The organism is Plantactinospora endophytica (assembly GCF_016862915.1).
In the GTDB taxonomy this organism is placed as follows: domain Bacteria; phylum Actinomycetota; class Actinomycetes; order Mycobacteriales; family Micromonosporaceae; genus Plantactinospora; species Plantactinospora endophytica.
In genome coordinates this window covers 1-17,518 of sequence record NZ_BONW01000036.1, presented here as the reverse complement: position 1 = coordinate 17,518, position 17,518 = coordinate 1, and the positions used below count along the sequence as shown (strand labels likewise).

General features: G+C 73.0%; 18 protein-coding genes. 3 read left to right on the top strand and 15 right to left on the bottom strand.

All coding sequences use genetic code 11. The annotated features are described in order from the left end of the window. Window positions 1-130: 130 nt before the first annotated feature. Window positions 131-1,315, top strand: coding sequence for an MFS transporter (locus Pen02_RS31065; RefSeq protein ID WP_203869713.1), 1,185 nt, complete (start codon window positions 131-133; stop codon window positions 1,313-1,315). Here Pen02_RS31065 and Pen02_RS31060 read toward each other — a convergent pair. The 7 genes from Pen02_RS31060 to Pen02_RS31030 form a co-directional block, all read right to left on the bottom strand. Continuing rightward, entirely contained in the window at window positions 1,248-3,218 is a 1,971-nt protein-coding gene (locus tag Pen02_RS31060; protein WP_239141588.1) for an ABC transporter ATP-binding protein, read from the bottom strand. The genes Pen02_RS31065 and Pen02_RS31060 overlap by 68 nt on opposite strands. Continuing rightward, entirely contained in the window at window positions 3,215-3,760 is a 546-nt protein-coding gene (locus Pen02_RS31055) for a TlpA family protein disulfide reductase (RefSeq protein ID WP_203869712.1), read from the bottom strand. The genes Pen02_RS31060 and Pen02_RS31055 overlap by 4 nt, the downstream gene beginning before the upstream one ends. 17 nt (window positions 3,761-3,777) lie before the next feature. Then, entirely contained in the window at window positions 3,778-4,326 is a 549-nt protein-coding gene (locus Pen02_RS31050) for a MauE/DoxX family redox-associated membrane protein (RefSeq protein WP_203869711.1), read from the bottom strand. Between the two features lie 10 nt (window positions 4,327-4,336). Next, window positions 4,337-5,347, bottom strand: coding sequence for an MvdC/MvdD family ATP grasp protein (locus Pen02_RS31045; RefSeq protein ID WP_203869710.1), 1,011 nt, complete (start codon window positions 5,345-5,347; stop codon window positions 4,337-4,339). A 10-nt stretch (window positions 5,348-5,357) separates the two neighbouring features. Further along, window positions 5,358-5,645 (bottom strand): hypothetical protein, encoded by a 288-nt coding sequence (locus Pen02_RS31040; RefSeq protein WP_239141586.1) that lies wholly within the window; start codon window positions 5,643-5,645, stop codon window positions 5,358-5,360. Between the two features lie 32 nt (window positions 5,646-5,677). Further along, a complete protein-coding gene (locus Pen02_RS31035; RefSeq protein ID WP_203869709.1) occupies window positions 5,678-6,055 on the bottom strand; it encodes a hypothetical protein in 378 nt (125 codons plus the stop codon). Between the two features lie 71 nt (window positions 6,056-6,126). Then, entirely contained in the window at window positions 6,127-8,316 is a 2,190-nt protein-coding gene (locus Pen02_RS31030) for an AfsR/SARP family transcriptional regulator (protein WP_203869708.1), read from the bottom strand. A gap of 100 nt (window positions 8,317-8,416) precedes the next feature. Between Pen02_RS31030 and Pen02_RS31025 the strand changes: the two genes are divergently transcribed. Continuing rightward, on the top strand, window positions 8,417-9,193 hold the full coding sequence (locus Pen02_RS31025) for a class I SAM-dependent methyltransferase (protein ID WP_203869707.1): 777 nt from the start codon (window positions 8,417-8,419) through the stop codon (window positions 9,191-9,193). A gap of 53 nt (window positions 9,194-9,246) precedes the next feature. Here the strand turns inward: Pen02_RS31025 and Pen02_RS31020 are convergent, their stop codons facing one another. Continuing rightward, window positions 9,247-9,921: a sulfotransferase family protein gene (locus Pen02_RS31020; RefSeq protein WP_239141584.1), complete on the bottom strand. Its 675-nt coding sequence runs from the start codon at window positions 9,919-9,921 to the stop codon at window positions 9,247-9,249. A 72-nt stretch (window positions 9,922-9,993) separates the two neighbouring features. After that, the gene (locus tag Pen02_RS31015; RefSeq protein ID WP_203869706.1) at window positions 9,994-10,167 is read right to left on the bottom strand and encodes a hypothetical protein; all 174 of its coding nucleotides are present in this window, start codon (window positions 10,165-10,167) and stop codon (window positions 9,994-9,996) included. A gap of 487 nt (window positions 10,168-10,654) precedes the next feature. On the opposite strand from Pen02_RS31015, the gene Pen02_RS31010 reads away from it, so the two are divergent. After that, window positions 10,655-10,837, top strand: coding sequence for a hypothetical protein (locus tag Pen02_RS31010; protein ID WP_203869705.1), 183 nt, complete (start codon window positions 10,655-10,657; stop codon window positions 10,835-10,837). 532 nt (window positions 10,838-11,369) lie between these two features. Here the strand turns inward: Pen02_RS31010 and Pen02_RS31005 are convergent. From Pen02_RS31005 to Pen02_RS30980, 6 genes are all read right to left on the bottom strand, one after another. Continuing rightward, a complete protein-coding gene (locus tag Pen02_RS31005) occupies window positions 11,370-12,455 on the bottom strand; it encodes a DUF6807 domain-containing protein (RefSeq protein WP_203869704.1) in 1,086 nt (361 codons plus the stop codon). Next, window positions 12,449-13,528, bottom strand: coding sequence for a Gfo/Idh/MocA family protein (locus tag Pen02_RS31000; protein WP_203869703.1), 1,080 nt, complete (start codon window positions 13,526-13,528; stop codon window positions 12,449-12,451). Before Pen02_RS31000 ends, Pen02_RS31005 begins: the two co-directional genes overlap by 7 nt. Before the next feature lie 35 nt (window positions 13,529-13,563). Beyond that, the gene (locus Pen02_RS30995) at window positions 13,564-14,316 is read right to left on the bottom strand and encodes a cupin domain-containing protein (RefSeq protein ID WP_203869702.1); all 753 of its coding nucleotides are present in this window, start codon (window positions 14,314-14,316) and stop codon (window positions 13,564-13,566) included. Next, entirely contained in the window at window positions 14,313-15,239 is a 927-nt protein-coding gene (locus Pen02_RS30990; RefSeq protein WP_203869701.1) for a DUF6807 domain-containing protein, read from the bottom strand. The genes Pen02_RS30995 and Pen02_RS30990 overlap by 4 nt, the downstream gene beginning before the upstream one ends. A gap of 335 nt (window positions 15,240-15,574) precedes the next feature. Next, window positions 15,575-16,648 (bottom strand): hypothetical protein, encoded by a 1,074-nt coding sequence (locus Pen02_RS30985; protein WP_203869700.1) that lies wholly within the window; start codon window positions 16,646-16,648, stop codon window positions 15,575-15,577. A gap of 93 nt (window positions 16,649-16,741) precedes the next feature. Further along, window positions 16,742-17,371 (bottom strand): TetR/AcrR family transcriptional regulator, encoded by a 630-nt coding sequence (locus Pen02_RS30980; protein WP_203869699.1) that lies wholly within the window; start codon window positions 17,369-17,371, stop codon window positions 16,742-16,744. Between the last annotated feature and the right edge of the window lie 147 nt (window positions 17,372-17,518).

Genomic DNA, 17,518 nt, shown 5'->3' with positions numbered 1-17,518 from the left:
TCGCCGGATGAGCCGGCGGTTGCCGTTCCTGTTCGCGGTGTTCGCCGGATGAGCCGGCGGTTGCCGTTCCTGTTCGCGGTGTTCGCCGGATGAGCCGGCGGTTGGCGTTCCTGTTTGTGGTGTTTGCGCAGTGAGCCGCCGGCTGACGTTCCTGTTCGCGGTGGCGGCGGGGGCGGCCATCGCCAACCTGTACTGGACGCAGCCGATCCTCAACCTCGTCGCGGCCGACCTGGACGCCCCGATCTCGACGGCCGGCTGGCTGGTCACCGTGACGCAACTCGGGTACGCCCTCAGCGTGCTGCTGCTGGTGCCGCTCGGCGACGTCCTCGACCGGCGCAGATTCGTACCGACGATGCTGCTGGCCTCGGCCGCCGCGCTGCTGCTGTGTGCGCTCGCCCCGTCGATCGGTGTACTCTTCGTCGCCCTCGGCATGCTCGGCGTGACGACGATCTCCGGGCAGGTCCTCACGTCGCTCGCCGGGGACCTCGCCGCCGACGCCCGGCGCGGCCGGGTGGTGGCCACCGTCGGGTCCGGGACCCTCACCGGCATCCTCGCGGCCCGCACGATCAGCGGACTCGTCGCCGGTACCGCCGGGTGGCGCACGCTCTTCGCCGTCGCGGCGGGCGTCGCCGTACTGCTGGCGGTCCTGCTCCGCCGGGCGATCCCACCGCTGGCGCCGCGGACCCGCATGTCGTACCCGGCGCTCATCGCCTCGGTCGGTGTGGTGGTGCTGCGCGAGCGAACGGCCCGCTGGACACTGGTCCTCTCCGCCATCGGGTTCGTCACCTTCACGATGCTGTGGACGGCGCTGACGTTCCTGCTCAGCGAGCCGCCGTTCGGGTACCCGGCGCCGGTGATCGGGGCGTTCGGGCTGGCCGGCCTCGCCGGTGTCCTCGCCGTGCAGCACGCCGGCCGGCTGTACGACCGTGGCCGCTCACTGGCGGCCACCGGCGCCGCCTGGCTGCTGGCTCTCGCCGCGTTCGGCTGCGCGGCGTTCGTCGGCCGGTCCGTCCTGCTCCTCGTCATCGTGATCATCGGGGTCGACGTCGCCCTCCAGGGACAGGCCATGTTCCACCGGGCCCGGTTGTTCGCCCTCTCCGCCGAGGCCCGCAGTCGGCTCAGCACGGCGCTGAGCACCAGCAACTGGGTCGGCGGTGCGGTCGGTTCCGCCGCCGCGACCGTGCTCTGGCCGGTGGGCGGCTGGACAGCGGTCACCGTCGCGGGGATGGTGCTCTGCTGCGGTGCGCTCATCGTGTGGGCGCTGGGCCGGCGAGGTCCGCTGGTGGTCCATCCGGCTGTGCCGGACGGGCGGTGACGGCGTCGTCTCCGGCAGGTGGGTGCCAGGAGGTCGCGGTGGTGTCGGACCACCGTACGTCGTCGCGGTAGCCGGCGGCCTGCAACCCGAACAGCCGGGCGTAGACGCCGCCGTCGGCGAGCAGCCGGGCGTGCCGGCCCTGCTCGGCAACGGTCCCGTCCACCAGCACCACGATCGTGTCGGCGTCCCGGACCGAGTTCAGCCGATGGGAGATCAGCAGACTGGTCCGGCCGGCCCGGTGTGCACGTAACTGGCGGTGCACCTCGTACTCGGCCTCGGCATCGAGACCGGCGCTCGGTTCGTCGAGGATCAGCAGGTCACAGCCGTCCCGGAGGAGCGCGCGGGCGAGCGCCACCCGCTGCCACTGACCGCCGGAGAGCACAACGCCGGTGCCCGGGTCGTCGCGGTCCGCATGGTCGACGAAGATCCGGGTGAGCATGGTGTCGTACCCGCGCGGCAGGGCGGCGAGACTGTCATGACAGCCGGCCCGAAGGGCCGCCGCCACGATCCGGTCGCGGTCGTCCAGGGCCGTCAGGTCGCCGACACCGACGTTCTCCGCGGCGCTGAGCTCGTACGCCATGAAGTCCTGGAACACCGCGCCGACCCGACGGCGCAGCTCGTCCACCGGAAGATCGCGCAGCTCGACGCCGTCCCACCGGATCGTTCCCCGGGTAGGTTCGTAGAAGCGGCAGAGCAGCTTCACCAGAGTGCTCTTACCGGCGCCGTTGCGCCCGACCAGCGCGGTGGCCGCGCCGGCCGGGATGGTCAGGTTGACCCCGCGCAACACCCACGGCAGGTCGGCGCCGTAGCGGAACCACACGTCGCGGAACTCGATGCCGTGTCGCAGCGGCGGCACGGGCCGGGTCCCGGCGCTGGCGCCGGCCAGATCCGGCCCCGCCTCCGCGACGTACCGGAAGTGGCCGAACAGCAGCGTCGCCTCGTGCGCCCGGCCGATGTTGTGGGTGACGACGCTGAGTCCGCCCTGTACGCCGGCGAGCGCGGCGACGAAGACCGACACGTCGCCGACCGTGATCCGGCCGTCCCGGGCGGCCTCGGCAGCCCAGACCAGCCCGGCGCCGGCGATGACCGCGCCGAGCAGACCGAGTAACCCCTGCACAGCCAGTTCCTGCCGGTCCATCCGACGGTGCCGCGCGTGGATCTGCCGTAGCTCGGCGATCATCCGCGCACCGAACAGCCCGCCCAGGCCGTACAGCCGGACCTCCTTGGCGGCCGTGACACTGGTCAGCAGGTGCGCGTAGAACACCTCACGGCGCCAGGATTGGCCCACCTCGGACAGCATCCTGACCCGGTGGCGTCCCAACAGCACCTCGGCGCGCAGCGTGGGCACCGCGGCGAGCGCCACGACCACGAGCATCCACGGATTGAGCAGGGCGAGACTGCCGAGGAACCCGGCAACGGTGAGCAGACCCTGGCCCACCCCGACCACCGCACCGACCAACTCCGCAGGCCCGGTCTGGCCGCGCTCGGCGGCGAGGGTGAGCCGATCATGGAAGCGCGGATCCTCGAACCGGCTCAGCCCGACCATCCGGCCGACTGCCGCGTAGAGGCGTTGCCGGGTGCTCAACCCGACCGACCGCTGTAGTTCCTCGTCGACGTACCGGACCACCTGCGGCAGTACCACTGCGGCGACGCCGGTGCCGGCGAGCAGCAGCACCGGCGCCAGCAGCGGCCGGTCCGGCTGCACCAGTCGGTCGAGCACGAGCTTCGTCAGCCAGGCGACGGCGACCGGTACCCCGGCCACGGCGACCGCCAACCCGATCCGCAGCACGAACCACCTGGCCGCGCTCGCCCAGGCGATCCTCGTCGCGGCGACGAACGAGCGCATCGTAGAGCCCGGTCCGGCGTCGACCCCGTCGTCGTGCGTGTTGCCGTGTCCGGTCACCCCGGCACGGTCTCCGGGATTCGTTCGAGCGCGAAGTCGCTCGCCACCACGGTGTCGTCGTAGAGGAGAGCGAACGACGGATAGCTGGTCAGGCCAAACGCCTTCGCGACGGGACCGAGTTCGGGCTCGACGACCACCCGCGCCACGGCGGCGAGCCGGCCGTACATCTCGGAATGTTCGGCGCCCACTCCGGCCAGCACGGCGAGCACGCCGTCCCGGCCGCCCGCGGTGCCCTCGGCGCGGGCGACGAACCACGGCAGGCTCTCCAGGCAGGCCGGGCAGCCCAGGGTGAGGAACCCGACCAGGGTGCTTCCGGTGAGGTCCGCCCTGGCCACCGGCGCGCCGTCGCCGGTGGACGCCGAGAAGTCGCCGACGGTCGCGCCGGCCGCCAGCATGTTGGGCTCGAACCTCGGCAGGGCGGGCACGCCGCCGGCCAGCAACTCGTGCAGTTCACGCAGTCGGCGGACGACTCCGAGCACGATCACCAGGTTGACCAGCCCGAGCGCGCAGCCGAACGTCACCGCCGTGGCCAGGTACGCCATCTCGCCTCCGAACGTCGCTACGCCCGCCCGGCCGGTGGCAGCGGTCGGGCGAGACTGACCAGGTCCTCCAGGTTCACCAGCAGCAGGGCGGCGGTGCCGCCGGCCGCCGCCGCGACCGCCGCGACCGCCGGTTCGGCCGGGACCGGCCCGGTCGCGAGCAGCAGCGCCCCGCCGACGGCGACGGCGAGCAGGCCGGCGTTGCGGGCCAGGTGGACCGGGCCCGCCGGCCGGTCGCCGCCGAAGCACCGACACGGTTCACGCACCCGCCGGCGGATCATCGAACCGACGGCCACGGTGAAGACGGCCAACAGCACCCCGGCCGACGCGAGGCCGGCCAGCGCGAGCCCCGGCAGCCACATACCGGCGAGCAGGGCCGCGGTGGTCGCCGCCTCGGCGACGACCACCGTCGCGGCGACGGCCCCGGCCAGGCCCGCCGGGATCCGCACGGTGGCCGGCAGCGAACGCCGGAAGTCGGCGTACGTCTGTCGGCCGCGCACCTTGCCGGCGGTCGAGGCGGCGAAGACCACCGCGAGCAGGCTCTGACAGCCCACGGTCAGATACCACATCCGCATCCCGTCAGTAGGAGACCTGGGTGACGTCGCCCCGCCGGAACGGGCCGCCGGTCATCAGCAGGTCGGCAAGGCTGTCACTGAACGGTATGCCCAGGTCGTGGTACATCCACATGAACTGACCGGCCGGGTTGACCTCCAGGAACACGTACTCGCCGTCGGGCGTGACGATGAAGTCGACGGCCGCGTAGACCAGGTCCAGTTCGGCCAGCAGGGCCTGCACCTTCTTGATCACCTCGTCCGGCAGCGGCCGGTAGTCGCCGTACGGCAGCATGTTCTCGCCGCGCCAGTCGACCCGGGTGGTGTCGAGATCCTGCGAGGTGATGCACACCGGGAAGTACGTGTTGCCGATCACGGTCAGCCGGACCTCGTACGCCTTCTCGACGTACTCCTGGAACATGCACATGGTGTGCTGTACCCGGCCGAGGTGCTCGCGCAGCTCGTCGCCGACGACCGTGGTGAGCAGCCCGCTCGGGAAAGCACCCGGGTAGTGGACCACTCCGCCGGAGAACGCCTTGTAGACGATCGGCCGCTCGGCCCGGGCCAGCAGCTCGGCGACCTCCTGGGGGTCGTTGGTGATCAGTGTCCGGGGCACCCGCAGCCCCAGCTTCTTCGCCAGCGTGAGCTGGTACGGCTTCAGCTCGGCGGTCGCGTCGATGTCGGGGCGGTTGACCCACAGGCAGTCGGTGGCCCGCAGCAGCCCGCCGACGCCGTGCAGGGCCTCGTTGCGGGCGAACTGCTTCTCCGCCTGGCCCATCTCGGCACCGAAGTCGAACGCGGTCGGCCGGCGGTACCAGACTCCGGACAGCCGATCGAGGTCGATGTCGCGGTCCCGGTGCCGAAGTCGCCGCCGGTCACCGTCGAAGTCCGAGGCCGTGAAGGTCATTTTCCGTGGGAAGTAACTCACGTCGACCCGAACCACGTCGGCACCCTTGGCGCCGAGAGCCTGTACCACGGGGTCGACGGTGGGATCGAAGTCCTGGGTGAGGATCAGGACCACGGGAGCCGGCGGCGACATACTCAGCCCCCTACGAGCAGGCGTCGTCGGTGACGCAGTCACCGGGGCAGCCGCCGGTGCCCGTCTTGGTGAAGACACCGGCGGTGATGCCGCCGCCCGGGGTCACCCAGACCTGGCTGTCGGGGTCGTAGTAGCCCGGCTCGGTCTCCACCTCGGCCGCGGTGCCCGGGTCCCAGGAGGAGTAGAGGTAGCCGAGCGGACGGCTGTCGTTGTCGGCCGGCAGCTCCGGCCGGACGTGCTGGTCCGAGATCATCGGCAGTGACGTCCGGAGCGGGTGCCTGGCGAGTGTCGTGGACATGGGACTCGACCTCCTTCGGCGCCGGGCGGGACCTACCCGCGCGGCGGGAGCGGCTCGGTGAGGCCGGCGATCCCGGTCACCTCGCCGGAGAACGACCAGACCAGGTTGGTCTCGTCGTAGTGCCCGGCCGACAGCGTCATGTCGTGCGCGGGCTCCGACTCGGGCGGCTGCTCGTACAGGTAACCGAGCGGGACCGTGCTCCCGAACCGGCGGCGTTGCCGGGCCTGTGCCGGAACGGCACGGAGGAACAGCGTGCTGCCGTCCGTCAGCTCGGCGCGGTCGAGGCGGAGAAACGTCGACGGCACGACGTCCGGGCGCCGGTCACCCCGCTCGCCGTCCTCCGGTCCGGCGCCGCGCTCCTCAGCTGCGGGAACGCGACTTTCAGCACCGTCCGACGGCGTCTCGATCACGCTGTGAATCTTGCGCAGTCGGGCTCTCAGCCCGCTCTCAGCGCCCTCGCGCCCGCCGGCCGACGTCCTCGTCAGGTTCCCGGGCACTGCTCGAACCGGGACAAGCTGGCCAGCAAGGACTCCCGTTCCGACCGGTCGCCGGCGTGTTCGGCGGCCCGCAACGCCATCCCGTGTATGTCCCGCCAGTCGTCGTACCTGCACCGCAGCCGGTAGTAGGCGGCAACGGTGTGGGTCAGCCTGACGACAAGATCGTCCAAGCCGTAGGCCAGGCCCTGGCCGACGAGCGCGGGCAGCACGTCGGCCTCGGCGTCGAACCAGGCCAGTGCCGATCCGGGCGGTGCGGGCCGGGCTGGGGGAAGGTCGGGCGACGGCTGACCGGAGAGCCGCCGCCGCGCCGACTCAGCCCGGTCGAGGCAGTCCCGCAGGGCACGGCGCACGGCGGTACGGCGGGTCCGGGAGGAGTCCTCGGTCCGTGCCCGCTCCCGGGCGTACAGCCGTACCAGTTCGGGGATGCGGTACCGCACCTGCCCGGCCGGGTCGTCGCCGAGAACCTCCAGCAGCCGCGCGTCGGCAAGCGTCTCCAACTGTGCGGAGGCAGTCTCCGGGCTGGTCCGCACCGCCGCCGAGGCCAACCAGGTGGCGAAGTGTGGCACCGAGAGCAGCCCGAGCAGCCGCAGAGCGCGTCGGTGTTCCCCGTCGAGCCGCTGGTAGCTCGGCTCCAGCGCGGCCCGTACCGACATCCCGTCCACGGCCAGTTCGCCGAGCCGGCGGTCCTCGTCCCGGAGGGCCGCGATCAGCCGGTCGAGTCCCAGCCGGGGCCGCGCCGCCAACCGGGCAGCGGCGATCCGTACCGCGAGGGGCAGGTGTCCGCAGAACCCGGCCACCTCCGCCGCCCGGGGGTCGGCTCCCGCTGCCGTTCGCCCGGTCACCGTCTGGAAGAGGAGCACGGCTTCGTCCGGAGCGAACGGGCCCAACTCCAGCCGGTGCGCACCGGCGAGTCGGACCAGGCTGTCCCGGCTGCTCACCAGGACGGCGCAGCCGGCGGCACCGGGCAGCAACGGGCGCACCTGTTCCGCCCCGGCGGCATTGTCCAGCAGCACCAGCAGCCGGCGCCCGGCGGTGCAGGTCCGGAAGAGCGCGGCGCGTTCGGTCGGCGCGTCGGGCAGTTCGGTGCCGGGCACCCTCAGCGCGTGCAGGAACCAGCCGAGCACCTCGGCCGGGTCGACCGGTCGGGCCTCGGTGCCCCGCAGGTCCGCATAGAGCTGTCCGTCGGGGAACAGCGCGGCGACCCGGTGCGCCACATGGACCACCAGGGTGCTCTTGCCGGTCCCCGCCATTCCGGTGACCGCCGAGACGGTCATCGTCCGGGAGCCGCCCCAGCCGCCGGAACCCGAGACGCGGTCGCAGAGGGCCTGGATCTCGGTTCGCCGACCGGTGAAGTCGGGCAGGTCGGGCGGGAGCTGTGCCGGTGGCCGCGCCGTAAGCTCGGCGAACGGCGACCAGGCCGGCCGGGTCAGCCCGAGGTCACCCGACGGAGCGACTCCCAGGTCGTGGGTCAGCCGACACCGGAGCTTGTCGACCTGGCGGGCGGCCTCCGCGTGCCGCCCGGACGCCTCCAGCAGCCGGACCAACCCCGCCTGCACCGGCTCGTCGTAGGGCGCGGCGGTGGCGGCCTGGGTCAGCAGGGGTACGGCGTCGCCCGGCCGGCCGGTCAGCAGCGCGAGGTCGGCCAGCCGGCACGCCGCCTCGTTCCGGGCCTGATCCAGCGTCACCACGATGGGCTCGGTAGCGAGCCACTCAAGACCGCCGCCCAGCACCGGTCCGCGCCATTCCTGAAGCGCGGCCGAGAGGTACCCGAGGTGTCGTGCCGCGTCCCCGGTGCCGGCGGCGGCCCGGAGCTGATCCCGGAACCGGGTCAGGTCGACGCTGCCGGTCGGTACGTCGAGCCGATACCCCGTGCCGGTGCGGGCCATCCGACAGCTCGACCCGATCCGCTCGCGCAGCCAGGACCGTAACCGGGACACCGCACACTGGAGAGCCCGCCGGCTGCCCCGGCCCGGCCCCCAGACGAGTTCGAGCAACCGATCGTCCGGAACCCCCTCGCCGAGGCCCTCTCCGGCGGCCAGCAACAGGACGCCGAGCAGGGTCCGCTCGCCCCGCCCGGGTGGCGGTACGGCGACGCCGTCGACCCGGATCAGCAACTCACCCAACACGTGGAAGCGGGGTTCGAGTTGACTGCCGCCGAATGATGTCTCCTCCATCGACCGAGTAAAGACGGTTGGACCACGCGCTGTCTGTACCGAACCTCGAAAGTCCGTTGTGGACGTTGCGAGTGGAGCGATCACCGGCCAGCATGGTCGGATGTCCTCACCTGGTTACGGCGACCTCTGGGCGCCGGTGTACGACGATGTCTTCGCGAAGGTGCCGGTGGAGCCGGTCGTCGCCCGGCTCGCGGAACTCGCCGCCGGCGGGCCGGTTCTGGAGTTCGCGATCGGCACCGGCCGGATCGCGCTGCCACTCGCCCGGCGCGGATTGGCCGTGTCCGGCCTGGACAACTCGCCGGAGATGCTGGCCCGGCTGTCGGACAAGCCGGGCGCCGACGCGCTGACCGTCGAGTTGGGCGACATGACGAGCCATCGGATCGACGGCGATTTCACGCTCGTCTTCGCGGTCTTCAACAGCCTCTACCTGCTCGACTCCCAGGACGCCCAGTTGGCGACGTTCCGGAACGCGGCGGCGCACCTGCGGCCGGGCGGACGGTTCGTCGTCGAGGGATTCTTGCCCGACCCGGCCCAGTTCACCGGCGGGCAGGCCGTGCAGTTCGTCACCGAGGGTGACGGCCACACCTGGTTGGTGCTGTCGACCCACGAACCGCTCGTGCAGGCCGTCACCACCACCAACATCCGGCTCACCGCAGGCTCGCCCATCCCGGCCCCGGCCGGTGCGGCGATGCACGCCGCCGTGGTCGAGGCTGCCCCGACCCGGGTACTGAGCACCCGGAGCCGTTACGTCTGGCCGAGCGAACTGGACCTGATGGCCTCCGTCACGGGCTTCGTCCTGGAGGATCGCACCCAGGACTGGTACGGCACCCAGTTCGAGGGCACCGGAAGCCACGTCAGCGTCTATCGCCGGTCCTGAACCTCGTGCCGGACGCTCCGGCGAGCCGCATCAGCAGCCAGGTAGGGCAGCGGTCACCGGTCGGCGTGCAGTCCGGCCGGGTCCACGAGCCGCTCCCGGAACGCGGCCGACGTGTTGAGCAGGGGGAACGGCTCCGCCGGCAGATCGACGCCGAGGAAATCACAGAGCGGCTGCCAGCCCTGTGCCACGTCGAACTCGAGGAGCCGGTCCGTCGGTACGGTGGCGCGTACCTCGGCCACGTGGTCGGCGTAGACCCGCAGCGCGTGCTCCCGGTCGGCGAACCGGCCGCCGAAGGTGCCCTGCCAGATCAGTGCCTCGGTCAGTCTCGGCTGGTCCAGCAACTCGGGACGGGCCTCGTACGCCTGCCGCAACCCGGCCGGCGCCGCCTCCGGGTCGACACTGCGCCCCTGGTAGATCGTGCTGCTGACGCTGTCGTACCAGCGCTGCGGGTCGCGTACGGTCAACAGCACCCTGGCGTTCGGATAGACCTCGATCAGATCCCGCCAGAAGTACACGCTGGGCCAGTCCACGGTGCTGCGGTAGCCGGCGAGCAACGTCGACCAGTCGACCGGCCCGCCCTGTGCGGCCCGCAGCCACTCCCGGATCGTCTCCGGATGCGCGAACAGCTCGGCCATGTGATGACACGGGCCGAAACCGAGCAGTTCCAGCGCCTCCTTCGTCGACCTGGTGCCGGTCCGTCCGAAGCCCACTCCGATGACCCGCAACACGTCACCTCCACAACTGTCGTCGGCCATGCTGTCGCGGCGTGCGCCACCCCACCGGCCCCAGCAGGGCTGGCCTCACGGCGATGGCCGGTCGGCCAGGTCGGCGGGGTCGAGACCGAGGGTCGCGAGCAGTCCCGCGTGGCGGACGGTGTCCACCCGGTCCGGTAGCTCCCGGTCGATCCAGTCGGCCCTGACGTGCTGGCCACGATTGCGCAACCAGTCGGTGATCCTGAGCTTGTCGATTTCCATCCGCCACTCTCCTCGCACACGAATCCGGCCGGGCCGCCGCAGGACCAGGGCCCGGGCACGTCCGGACGCCGTCGACGGCCGCCCGCCTGCCCGCCTGTCTGCCGTGGAGCGTGATCCTGGTGACCCTCGATGTCCCGTCGCCCGAATGGACGCGTCGGCGGGCCAGGCCCAAACACTACGCCGCGACCGGCCTCGATCGGGCGGCCCACGTCCGCCGACGGCGGTGGTGCGCTGCCGTGCCGGCACTTCCGGTCCGGCCAGAACGAGGAGCCTGAAGGATCTTCCGGGCCACACACCACGCGGGCGGGCGGTATACGCCGGTCGCCGCGAACGCCACCGGCCGGCTGCCCGTTCTTTGGCCAGCGCTGAACTCCGACATCACCGGCGTACGGGAAATCTGGTTCCGGACTAGGCTGGAGATGTTCTTGGACCCCGGCGCCTCGGGTTTCGCGGACTCCGCGTACGGCCGCCGAGATGAGGTCCAGCTATGACACGGTTCGTCAGCCCGGCGCGGACACGCCTGGTTCGAGGCGAGGTAACGGGTCACCGCGAGAGCCGGCCCACGGCACCCGGCCGCACCATCAGCCTCTGGGCGGTGGTCGGCGTCGCGGCGTTGATGCTGCTGGTTCTGATCATCGCGCTGGAGAACGGCCAGATCGCCGGCCGCTGACGGTTCCCCGCCACTGTGCGCCCGGCTGTCGCCCTCCGCACTTGCGTCCGGCCAGGCGATTCTCGGACGAGGTTGGCCGTCCCCGGGTAGCCGGCCCGTCGCACCGGCGCGGCCCCCGGCCCGGTCTCCCGGCCCGGAACGGCAACACCCGACGACCCCACGACCCCACGACACCGGCCCGAACGCGACACGCCAGCCGCCGGGCCGGCGGTACGGGATCCGGGGCTCCGGTTCGGAGCCCCGGATCCCGCCACCCTCGGCCCGCACAGGAGGGTCGGCGACGGTGCGACGAACGCGGGGCCCGGCGCCGGACGGTCCTCCGCGTCTGCCCGACGGCCGCCCGCAGGCGCTGTCTGCCGGTGCTGCCCCAGCTCTCCTCGCTGCCTGACCCCCGTCGTCGGTGCCGGTGCCGGTCCGTCGACGACCGGCGGTCGGGGCGGGACCGGCGGCTGGGATGCCCTCGGCGTCGTCGGGGCAACCGGGACGGGGCGGCCGGACCGGACGCCGGCCGGGGGTCACGGCAGGCCTTCAGTTACCGGTCCGGGTCCGTGAGGAGTTCGGTCGCGGCGGCGCGCTCCGCCAACCGGGCGCAGCCGGTCGGGTCCCGTTCGCCGTCGGCGACCAGCACGTCGTAACGGAGCCGCAGTTCGGTGCCGGGTGCGAAGGCGTACTCCCGGTCGAAGAACGGGGCCGGGCCGAGGCAGCCGTACGGCTCGGTGCGGACGAACCATCGGGTCGGTGACCCCGGGTTCGTCGGATGGTCCCGGAAGACCAGCGTCGAGGCGAGGGTCTCGGCCGGCCCGAGCCCGTCGTGCCGGCCGACGAAGCCCAGCCACGGGCCGCGCCAGCCCATCAGCTCGTCGGCGCCGAACCCGGCCGGACTCACCACCCGCCCGCCCCGGAACGAGCGCGGACCCTGCCAGAACAGGCCGCCGTACCCGGCGTTCTCCCGGCCCTGGGTGGTCGGGCTGCCGACCGGGATCACCGCGTCGCTGTCGTTGCGCAGCACCGTCTCGAACGACAGTCGCCAGGCGCTCAGGTTGGCCCAGACCGCCACGGCCAGCCGGCGCCGCTCGGAGACCACCCGGTCGCCGTTCCGGCCGACCCAGCGCAGTCGTTCGACCATCCGGACCGCGTCGGCGTCGGGGCGCAGCGCGGGGAAGTCGAGGTGCTCGACCACGCCGATGTTGTCGAGCGTGCGGTAGCCCTGGCCGCGCAGGTAGGTGGATCCGCCCCAGAAGTTGTCCGGGCCGAAGTTGGAGATGCCGAAGCAGAGGCCCTTGTGCCACAGGTGGTCGTGCGGCCGGTACAGGCTGACCACGTTGCCGGCGAGGGTCCGCAGCGGATGGAAGTAGGGCCGGGGCGCCTCCGCCCGGGGCTCCTGCGGGGCGTAGACGTAGCGGAACAGTTCCGCGCCGCGCCAGGCGACCCGCACCGACCGGTCGACGTCGTGGCCGATGGTCAACCCGTGCCCGGGACCGCCGGAGACCGGGTCGGCGCCCGGGACGGCCCCGACAGGACCCGGGACGGGTACGGCGGAACCCGAAACGGCGGAACCCGGAACGGGTACGGCGGGCAGCGGCGCCGGTACGGCGGGCACGATCGGGCTGCTCACCATCGCGGTCCGTCGCCCTGCATCCGGCGGTAGAACGGCGAGTTGTCCGACAGCTCGTCCGGCCGTACCGGTCGGCGGGTGAACGCCGAGGCGTACACCCCGGCGACGAGCTGCATCGTCCGTCGGGTCTCCGCCGAGGTGACCGGCGGCGGCGCGCCGTTCCGCAGACTCCGTACCACCTCGGCGAACTGCGCCTGGTGACTGCTACGTACCCCGGCCGCGCCGGCCCGCCAGGCGGCCAGCACTTCGTCGGCGTACTCCGGGGCCGGGGTGATCCGCCAGTCGTCGTCGCCGTACCCGTACAGGTGGGTCACCTCGACGGTGGCCCGCTCGAAGTCGAACCGCAGGTAGCTCTCCTCGCGTACCGACAGCAGGCTGTTCACCACACTGGCCACGGCGCCGTTGGCGAAGCTGACGTGCGCCATGCTCAGGTCCTCGGTCTCGGAGCGCCGGGCCTGCTGCCGGGCCAGCGCGGAGACCTCGGTCCAGTCGCCGAGGATCGCGCAGAGCAGGTCCATCTGGTGGATGCCGTGCCCCATCGTCGGCCCGCCGCCCTCGGTGTCCCAGCGTCCCCGCCACTCGACGTCGAAGTAGGACTGTGGCCGGAACCAGGTGGTGTGGCAGATCCCGACCAGTGGGCGGCCCAGCACGCCTGCGTCCACCAGGGCGCGCAGCCGCAGCGCGCCGGTGCCGAACCGGTGCTGGAAGACGGTGGCCAGCCTCGCGCCGTGCCGCTGCTCGGCCTCGGCCAGGTCGTCCAGCTCGCCGAGGTTCAGCGTCGGCGGCTTCTCGACCAGCACGTTGCTGCCGGCCCGCAGGCAGGCCAGGGCCAGCTCGTGGTGCGACCCGGGCGGGGTGCAGACGTGTACCAGCTCGGGCCGGTCCTTCTCCAGCAGGCTGGACACGTCCGGGTGCCGGGCCGGCACGTCGTACCGGTCGCAGAACGCGGCCAGCCGGCTCTCGTCGACGTCGACGGCGCCGACGAGCCGTACCTCGTCGCCGAGTTCCCGCAGCGCCTCGGCGTGTAGGCGGGCGATGTTTCCGGTCCCGACCACGGCGACGCGGATGGGTTCCACAGGGGTGCTCCTTAGTGCGGTGTTGCCGGGGGTGCTCAGTCGCGCCGGGCGCGGAGCGGGTCGTACGGGGAGAGGAAGCCGCACATGCCCAGGGTGTCCTGCTCCGGCTGGGCGAGCCGGTGCACGCCTGCGTCGGCGAGGTGCCGGTGGTCGCCGCGCCGGAGCGCGTCGAGCTGTTCCCCGGTCTGCCGGCTCGCCGCCGCCGGCCCCTGCTCCCAACGGGTCTGCCAGGCGTCGAGGTGCGGGCGGACCAGGGCGGCGGCGGCCGCGTAGAAGTCGTCGAGCGCAGCGGTGTCGCCGGCCGCGAACCGGCGGCGGAGTTCGGCGAAGCCCTCGATGGCGAGGTCGCGGCGGGCCCGGGCCCGGTCGGCGGAGGGCGGACCGGAGCCGTCCGGCCCGGTCAGCGAGACCGCTCGGCGGTACGTCGCCGGATCGGTCAACCTCTCCGGCGGCAGCGTGAGTACGGCGTCGCCGGCCTCCGGCAGTCCACTGTTCTGCATCAGGACGACGACCTGGAGCGCGCCGTCGTCGTTGACCGCCCGGTGGATGGTGCCGGGGGTGAACCAGAGCACGTCGCCCGGGCGCAGCGGCGACTCCTCGAAGCCTCGCGGGGTCAGGGTCTGCAACCGGCCCCGGCCGCCCAGCACGACGTAGCACTCGGTGCAGCACAGGTGCACGTGCGGCGTACCGCCGTGCAGGCCGTCGTCGGTCTGCCAGGGATAGACGCGCAGGTTGGTGATGCCGACGGCACCGGGGAAGGGCGGTGGCGCGTCGCCGTCGGCGGTCACGGCGCGTGCTCCGCCGCGTACGCCTCGATCTCCGCCCGTTCCCAGGCCCGGTCGGCGAAGACCACCCGGTGGTGCAGCCGCAGCGTCTCGTCGGGCGCGAGCACCACCTCCTCGTCGAAGGCGGGGGAGGGGTTGACGGCCGGGAACGGGGTGTTCCGGACGAACCACTTCAGCGGTACCGCCGCGCTGGAGGTGCCGGCGAAGACGAGTACCGTCCCGCCGCCGTCGACCTCGTCGTGCTCGGCCGTGTACGCCAGCCACGGCGACTGCCGGCCCATGGTCTCCGGGCCGCCGCCACCGTCGGCGGTGACGATCTGGCCACCGGTCCAGCCGCGTGGTCCCCGCCAGAAGAAGCCCGTGTAGCCGGCGTTCGGCCGGCCGGCCGTGGTCGGGCTGCCGACCCGCAGTTCCGCGTTCCGGATGTTGCGCAGTTCGGTGCGGAAGTCGAGCATCCAGGTGCCGCGTCCGGTGTCCACCCCGCCGATCCGCAGTTCGCGCCGCTCCGCGACCCAGTGCTCGTCCCGGGACGTGATCCAGGTCAGCGACTCCCGCAGGGTCAGTTCGGTCGGCGTGACGTCGACCAGGTCGAAGGCGTCGTGCCGCATCCGGCCGACGTTGTCCCGGGCGCGGTACCCCTCGCCGTGCACGTACGAGTTGCCGCCCCAGAAGTTCTGCCCGGACAGGTGCGAAATCGTCATCTGGAGTCCCTTGTGCCACCGGTGGTCGTTCGGCCGGTACGCCGAGACCAGGGCTCCGTCCAGCGTCCGCAGCGGGTGCAGGTACGGCTTGCGTGACTCGAAGTCCGGCACCGGGGGGTCGTACACGTAGGTCGCGATCTCCACTCCGGCCGCGGTGACGACGATCCGGCGACCGTGTTCGTGGCTGACGGTGAGTACGCCGGTGGTGCTGTTCGCGGAGGTCATGGAAGCGATGGTGCCTTTCGCGGGTGTTGCCGTCATCCTCGGCCGGGCCGGCCGGGCCGGCCGGGCGATGCTGACGCGGTAGTTCGACGCGACGGCCGGGCAGGACGCGCCGACTGTCTCCAGTGGACCGAGGTGGACGACGGGCGGGAGGCCGACGGGTGGGGTGGACGACGGGCCGGGTGGACGAGCCGGGGCGGACGACGGGCGGGAGGCCGACGGTTGGGGCGGACGACGGGCGGTGTGGACGATGCGGGCGGGAGAGCGACGGGCTCGGCGGACGTCGGGACAGGGTAGGGTAACCGCTTTCCTGAGCTAACCGCCTTCCACTGACGGCGTCAAGATCCAACGCGCTCTGAAAGACTTTCGGCCGCCGGTCGGCCTTCCGGACCGGGTTCGCCGGCCCGGCCCTCGCCTTCGGTGTCGGGGCGGGTGGTGCGGGCGTACCCGACGGTCGCCGCGGCCAGTGCGACACCCCAGGCGAGGAAGACGAGTTCCGTTCCGGCCACCGCCCAGCCGGCACGCAGTTCGGCCCAGGTGGTGGCGCCGGTGGCCAGCCCTTCGGTCATCATCCCGATGCCGATCAGCCCGTACCCGACCAGTGCCACGGCGATCACCCCGGCCGGTACCACGGCCAGCGGGGGCGGTACCCGACGACCGGCCAGCCCCGGCAGCCAGCGGGGGAAGACCTGTCCCCACCGGGCCGCCAGGCCGAGCGTGAGCAGCCCGCCGAGCATCGGGGCCAGGGTGAGCAGCAGCCCGGTCAGCGGCCCGATGTCCTCGACGGCACGCCGCAACTCGCCGGCGGGGATGCCCAGCGGCATGCCCAGCAGCCAGCAGGCGTGCGGCACGGTGAACCCGAGCACTGGCAGCAGGCAGGCGGCGTACGTCCACCGGCGGGTCCAGCCGGGCACCGGCCGGGGTCGCGGCGGACCCGCCGGAGCGTACCGGCGGATGGTCCTCGGGGCCGCCGCCGCGAACGACAGCCCGCCGCCGAGCAGCAGCAGCCGTCCCAGCAGGTCCGGCCAGTCGGTGGGCCGGCCGGTCAGCGCCACCGGGATCTCGAAGAGCAGGTGTCCCGGAAACGCGAGCACGACCAGCGCGACCGCCGCCGTCCAGGCGCCGGCCGAGGCGATCCGGCCGGGCCGGAGCCGGGCCAGCGCCGCCACCGCGACGAGGACACCGCAGAGCAGCACCGCGCCCCAGCCGGACCAGAACGGCAGCGTCGCCAGCGACTCCGCCCCACACCCGTCGGCGATCTCCGCCGGCCCGGGTGAGCCGGTACGGTCGCAGGCCGTGTAACCCCACCGGCCGCCGGTCGCCCAGTAGAGCCGGAGTAGTCCGTAGCCGAGGGCGAAGCCCAACGCCGCGAGCGCGCGGCCACGCCGCCCGGTCATCCGTGTTCCGCTCATGTCCCGACGGTTCCGCAACCGGCGGACTCCGTCCTCCCGCGCCGGAGGGATCCCGCTCCCCCGTGCCGGGGGAGCGGCTGGGCTACCGGCAGGTCAGCGTCGCCCGGGTGCCGGCTCGGTGGACCGCAGAATTTCGTCCCAGCCGGCGAGCGCGGCCTCGGCGACCGCCCGCAGGGTCGGTTCGGCGGCGCCGTCCCGGGCCCGCAGCGCCATACCCAGCGACACGGCGTAGTAGAACTCGGCCACCTCGCCGGTGTCGGTCTCCGGGGGCACGTCGTGCTCCCGGACCCCCCGGTCGAGCCGCTGCCGCAACTGGGCGACGTCGGCCTGCCGGCAGCCGGCGAGGAACGCCCGGACCCCGTCGTTCGCGGCGCTGATCGTGGTCGCCGCCAGCACCACCATGCAGCCGGTGGGGCGGGCCGGGTCGACGTAGCTGCGCGCGTAGTGCCGCAGCAGCGCCGCGAAGCCGTCCCGGGCGGTGGGCGAATTTTCGAGTACCTGCCGGGGAACCTGACCCTCGACCTCGTCGTACCGCGCCACCGCCGCCCGGAACAGCGCCTCCTTGCTGCCGAACGCGGCGTACAGGCTGGGTGAGTTGATGCCCATCGCCGCGGTGAGGTCGGTCATCGAGGCGCCCTCGTAGCCGTGCTGCCAGAAGACCTCCATGGCCCGCTCCAGTGCCACGGTGCGGTCGAACCCGCGTGGTCGGCCCCGCCTGCTCACCGCGTACCGCCTCTCCGCGCACCGCCCCTCCGCACGCCCTCGCCCGGCCGGCCGGCGCCGTCGGCTCCCGCCTGGCGTCGGCTCCCGCCTGGCGTCGGCTCCCGCCTGGCGTCGGCTCCCGCCTGGCGTCGGCTCCCGCCTGGCGTC

Bases quoted from the DNA above. Each gene is read 5' to 3' on its own strand.
- Pen02_RS31055 (WP_203869712.1), bottom strand. From the start codon at position 3,760: ATGGCGTACCTGGCCACGGCGGTGACGTTCGGCTGCGCGCTCGGGCTG.
- Pen02_RS31050 (WP_203869711.1), bottom strand. From the start codon at position 4,326: ATGTGGTATCTGACCGTGGGCTGTCAGAGCCTGCTCGCGGTGGTCTTC.
- Pen02_RS31045 (WP_203869710.1), bottom strand. From the start codon at position 5,347: ATGTCGCCGCCGGCTCCCGTGGTCCTGATCCTCACCCAGGACTTCGAT.
- Pen02_RS31040 (WP_239141586.1), bottom strand. From the start codon at position 5,645: ATGTCCACGACACTCGCCAGGCACCCGCTCCGGACGTCACTGCCGATG.
- Pen02_RS31030 (WP_203869708.1), bottom strand. From the start codon at position 8,316: ATGGAGGAGACATCATTCGGCGGCAGTCAACTCGAACCCCGCTTCCAC.
- Pen02_RS31025 (WP_203869707.1), top strand. From the start codon at position 8,417: ATGTCCTCACCTGGTTACGGCGACCTCTGGGCGCCGGTGTACGACGAT.
- Pen02_RS31015 (WP_203869706.1), bottom strand. From the start codon at position 10,167: ATGGAAATCGACAAGCTCAGGATCACCGACTGGTTGCGCAATCGTGGC.
- Pen02_RS31010 (WP_203869705.1), top strand. From the start codon at position 10,655: ATGACACGGTTCGTCAGCCCGGCGCGGACACGCCTGGTTCGAGGCGAG.
- Pen02_RS31005 (WP_203869704.1), bottom strand. From the start codon at position 12,455: ATGGTGAGCAGCCCGATCGTGCCCGCCGTACCGGCGCCGCTGCCCGCC.
- Pen02_RS30990 (WP_203869701.1), bottom strand. From the start codon at position 15,239: ATGACCTCCGCGAACAGCACCACCGGCGTACTCACCGTCAGCCACGAA.
- Pen02_RS30985 (WP_203869700.1), bottom strand. From the start codon at position 16,648: ATGAGCGGAACACGGATGACCGGGCGGCGTGGCCGCGCGCTCGCGGCG.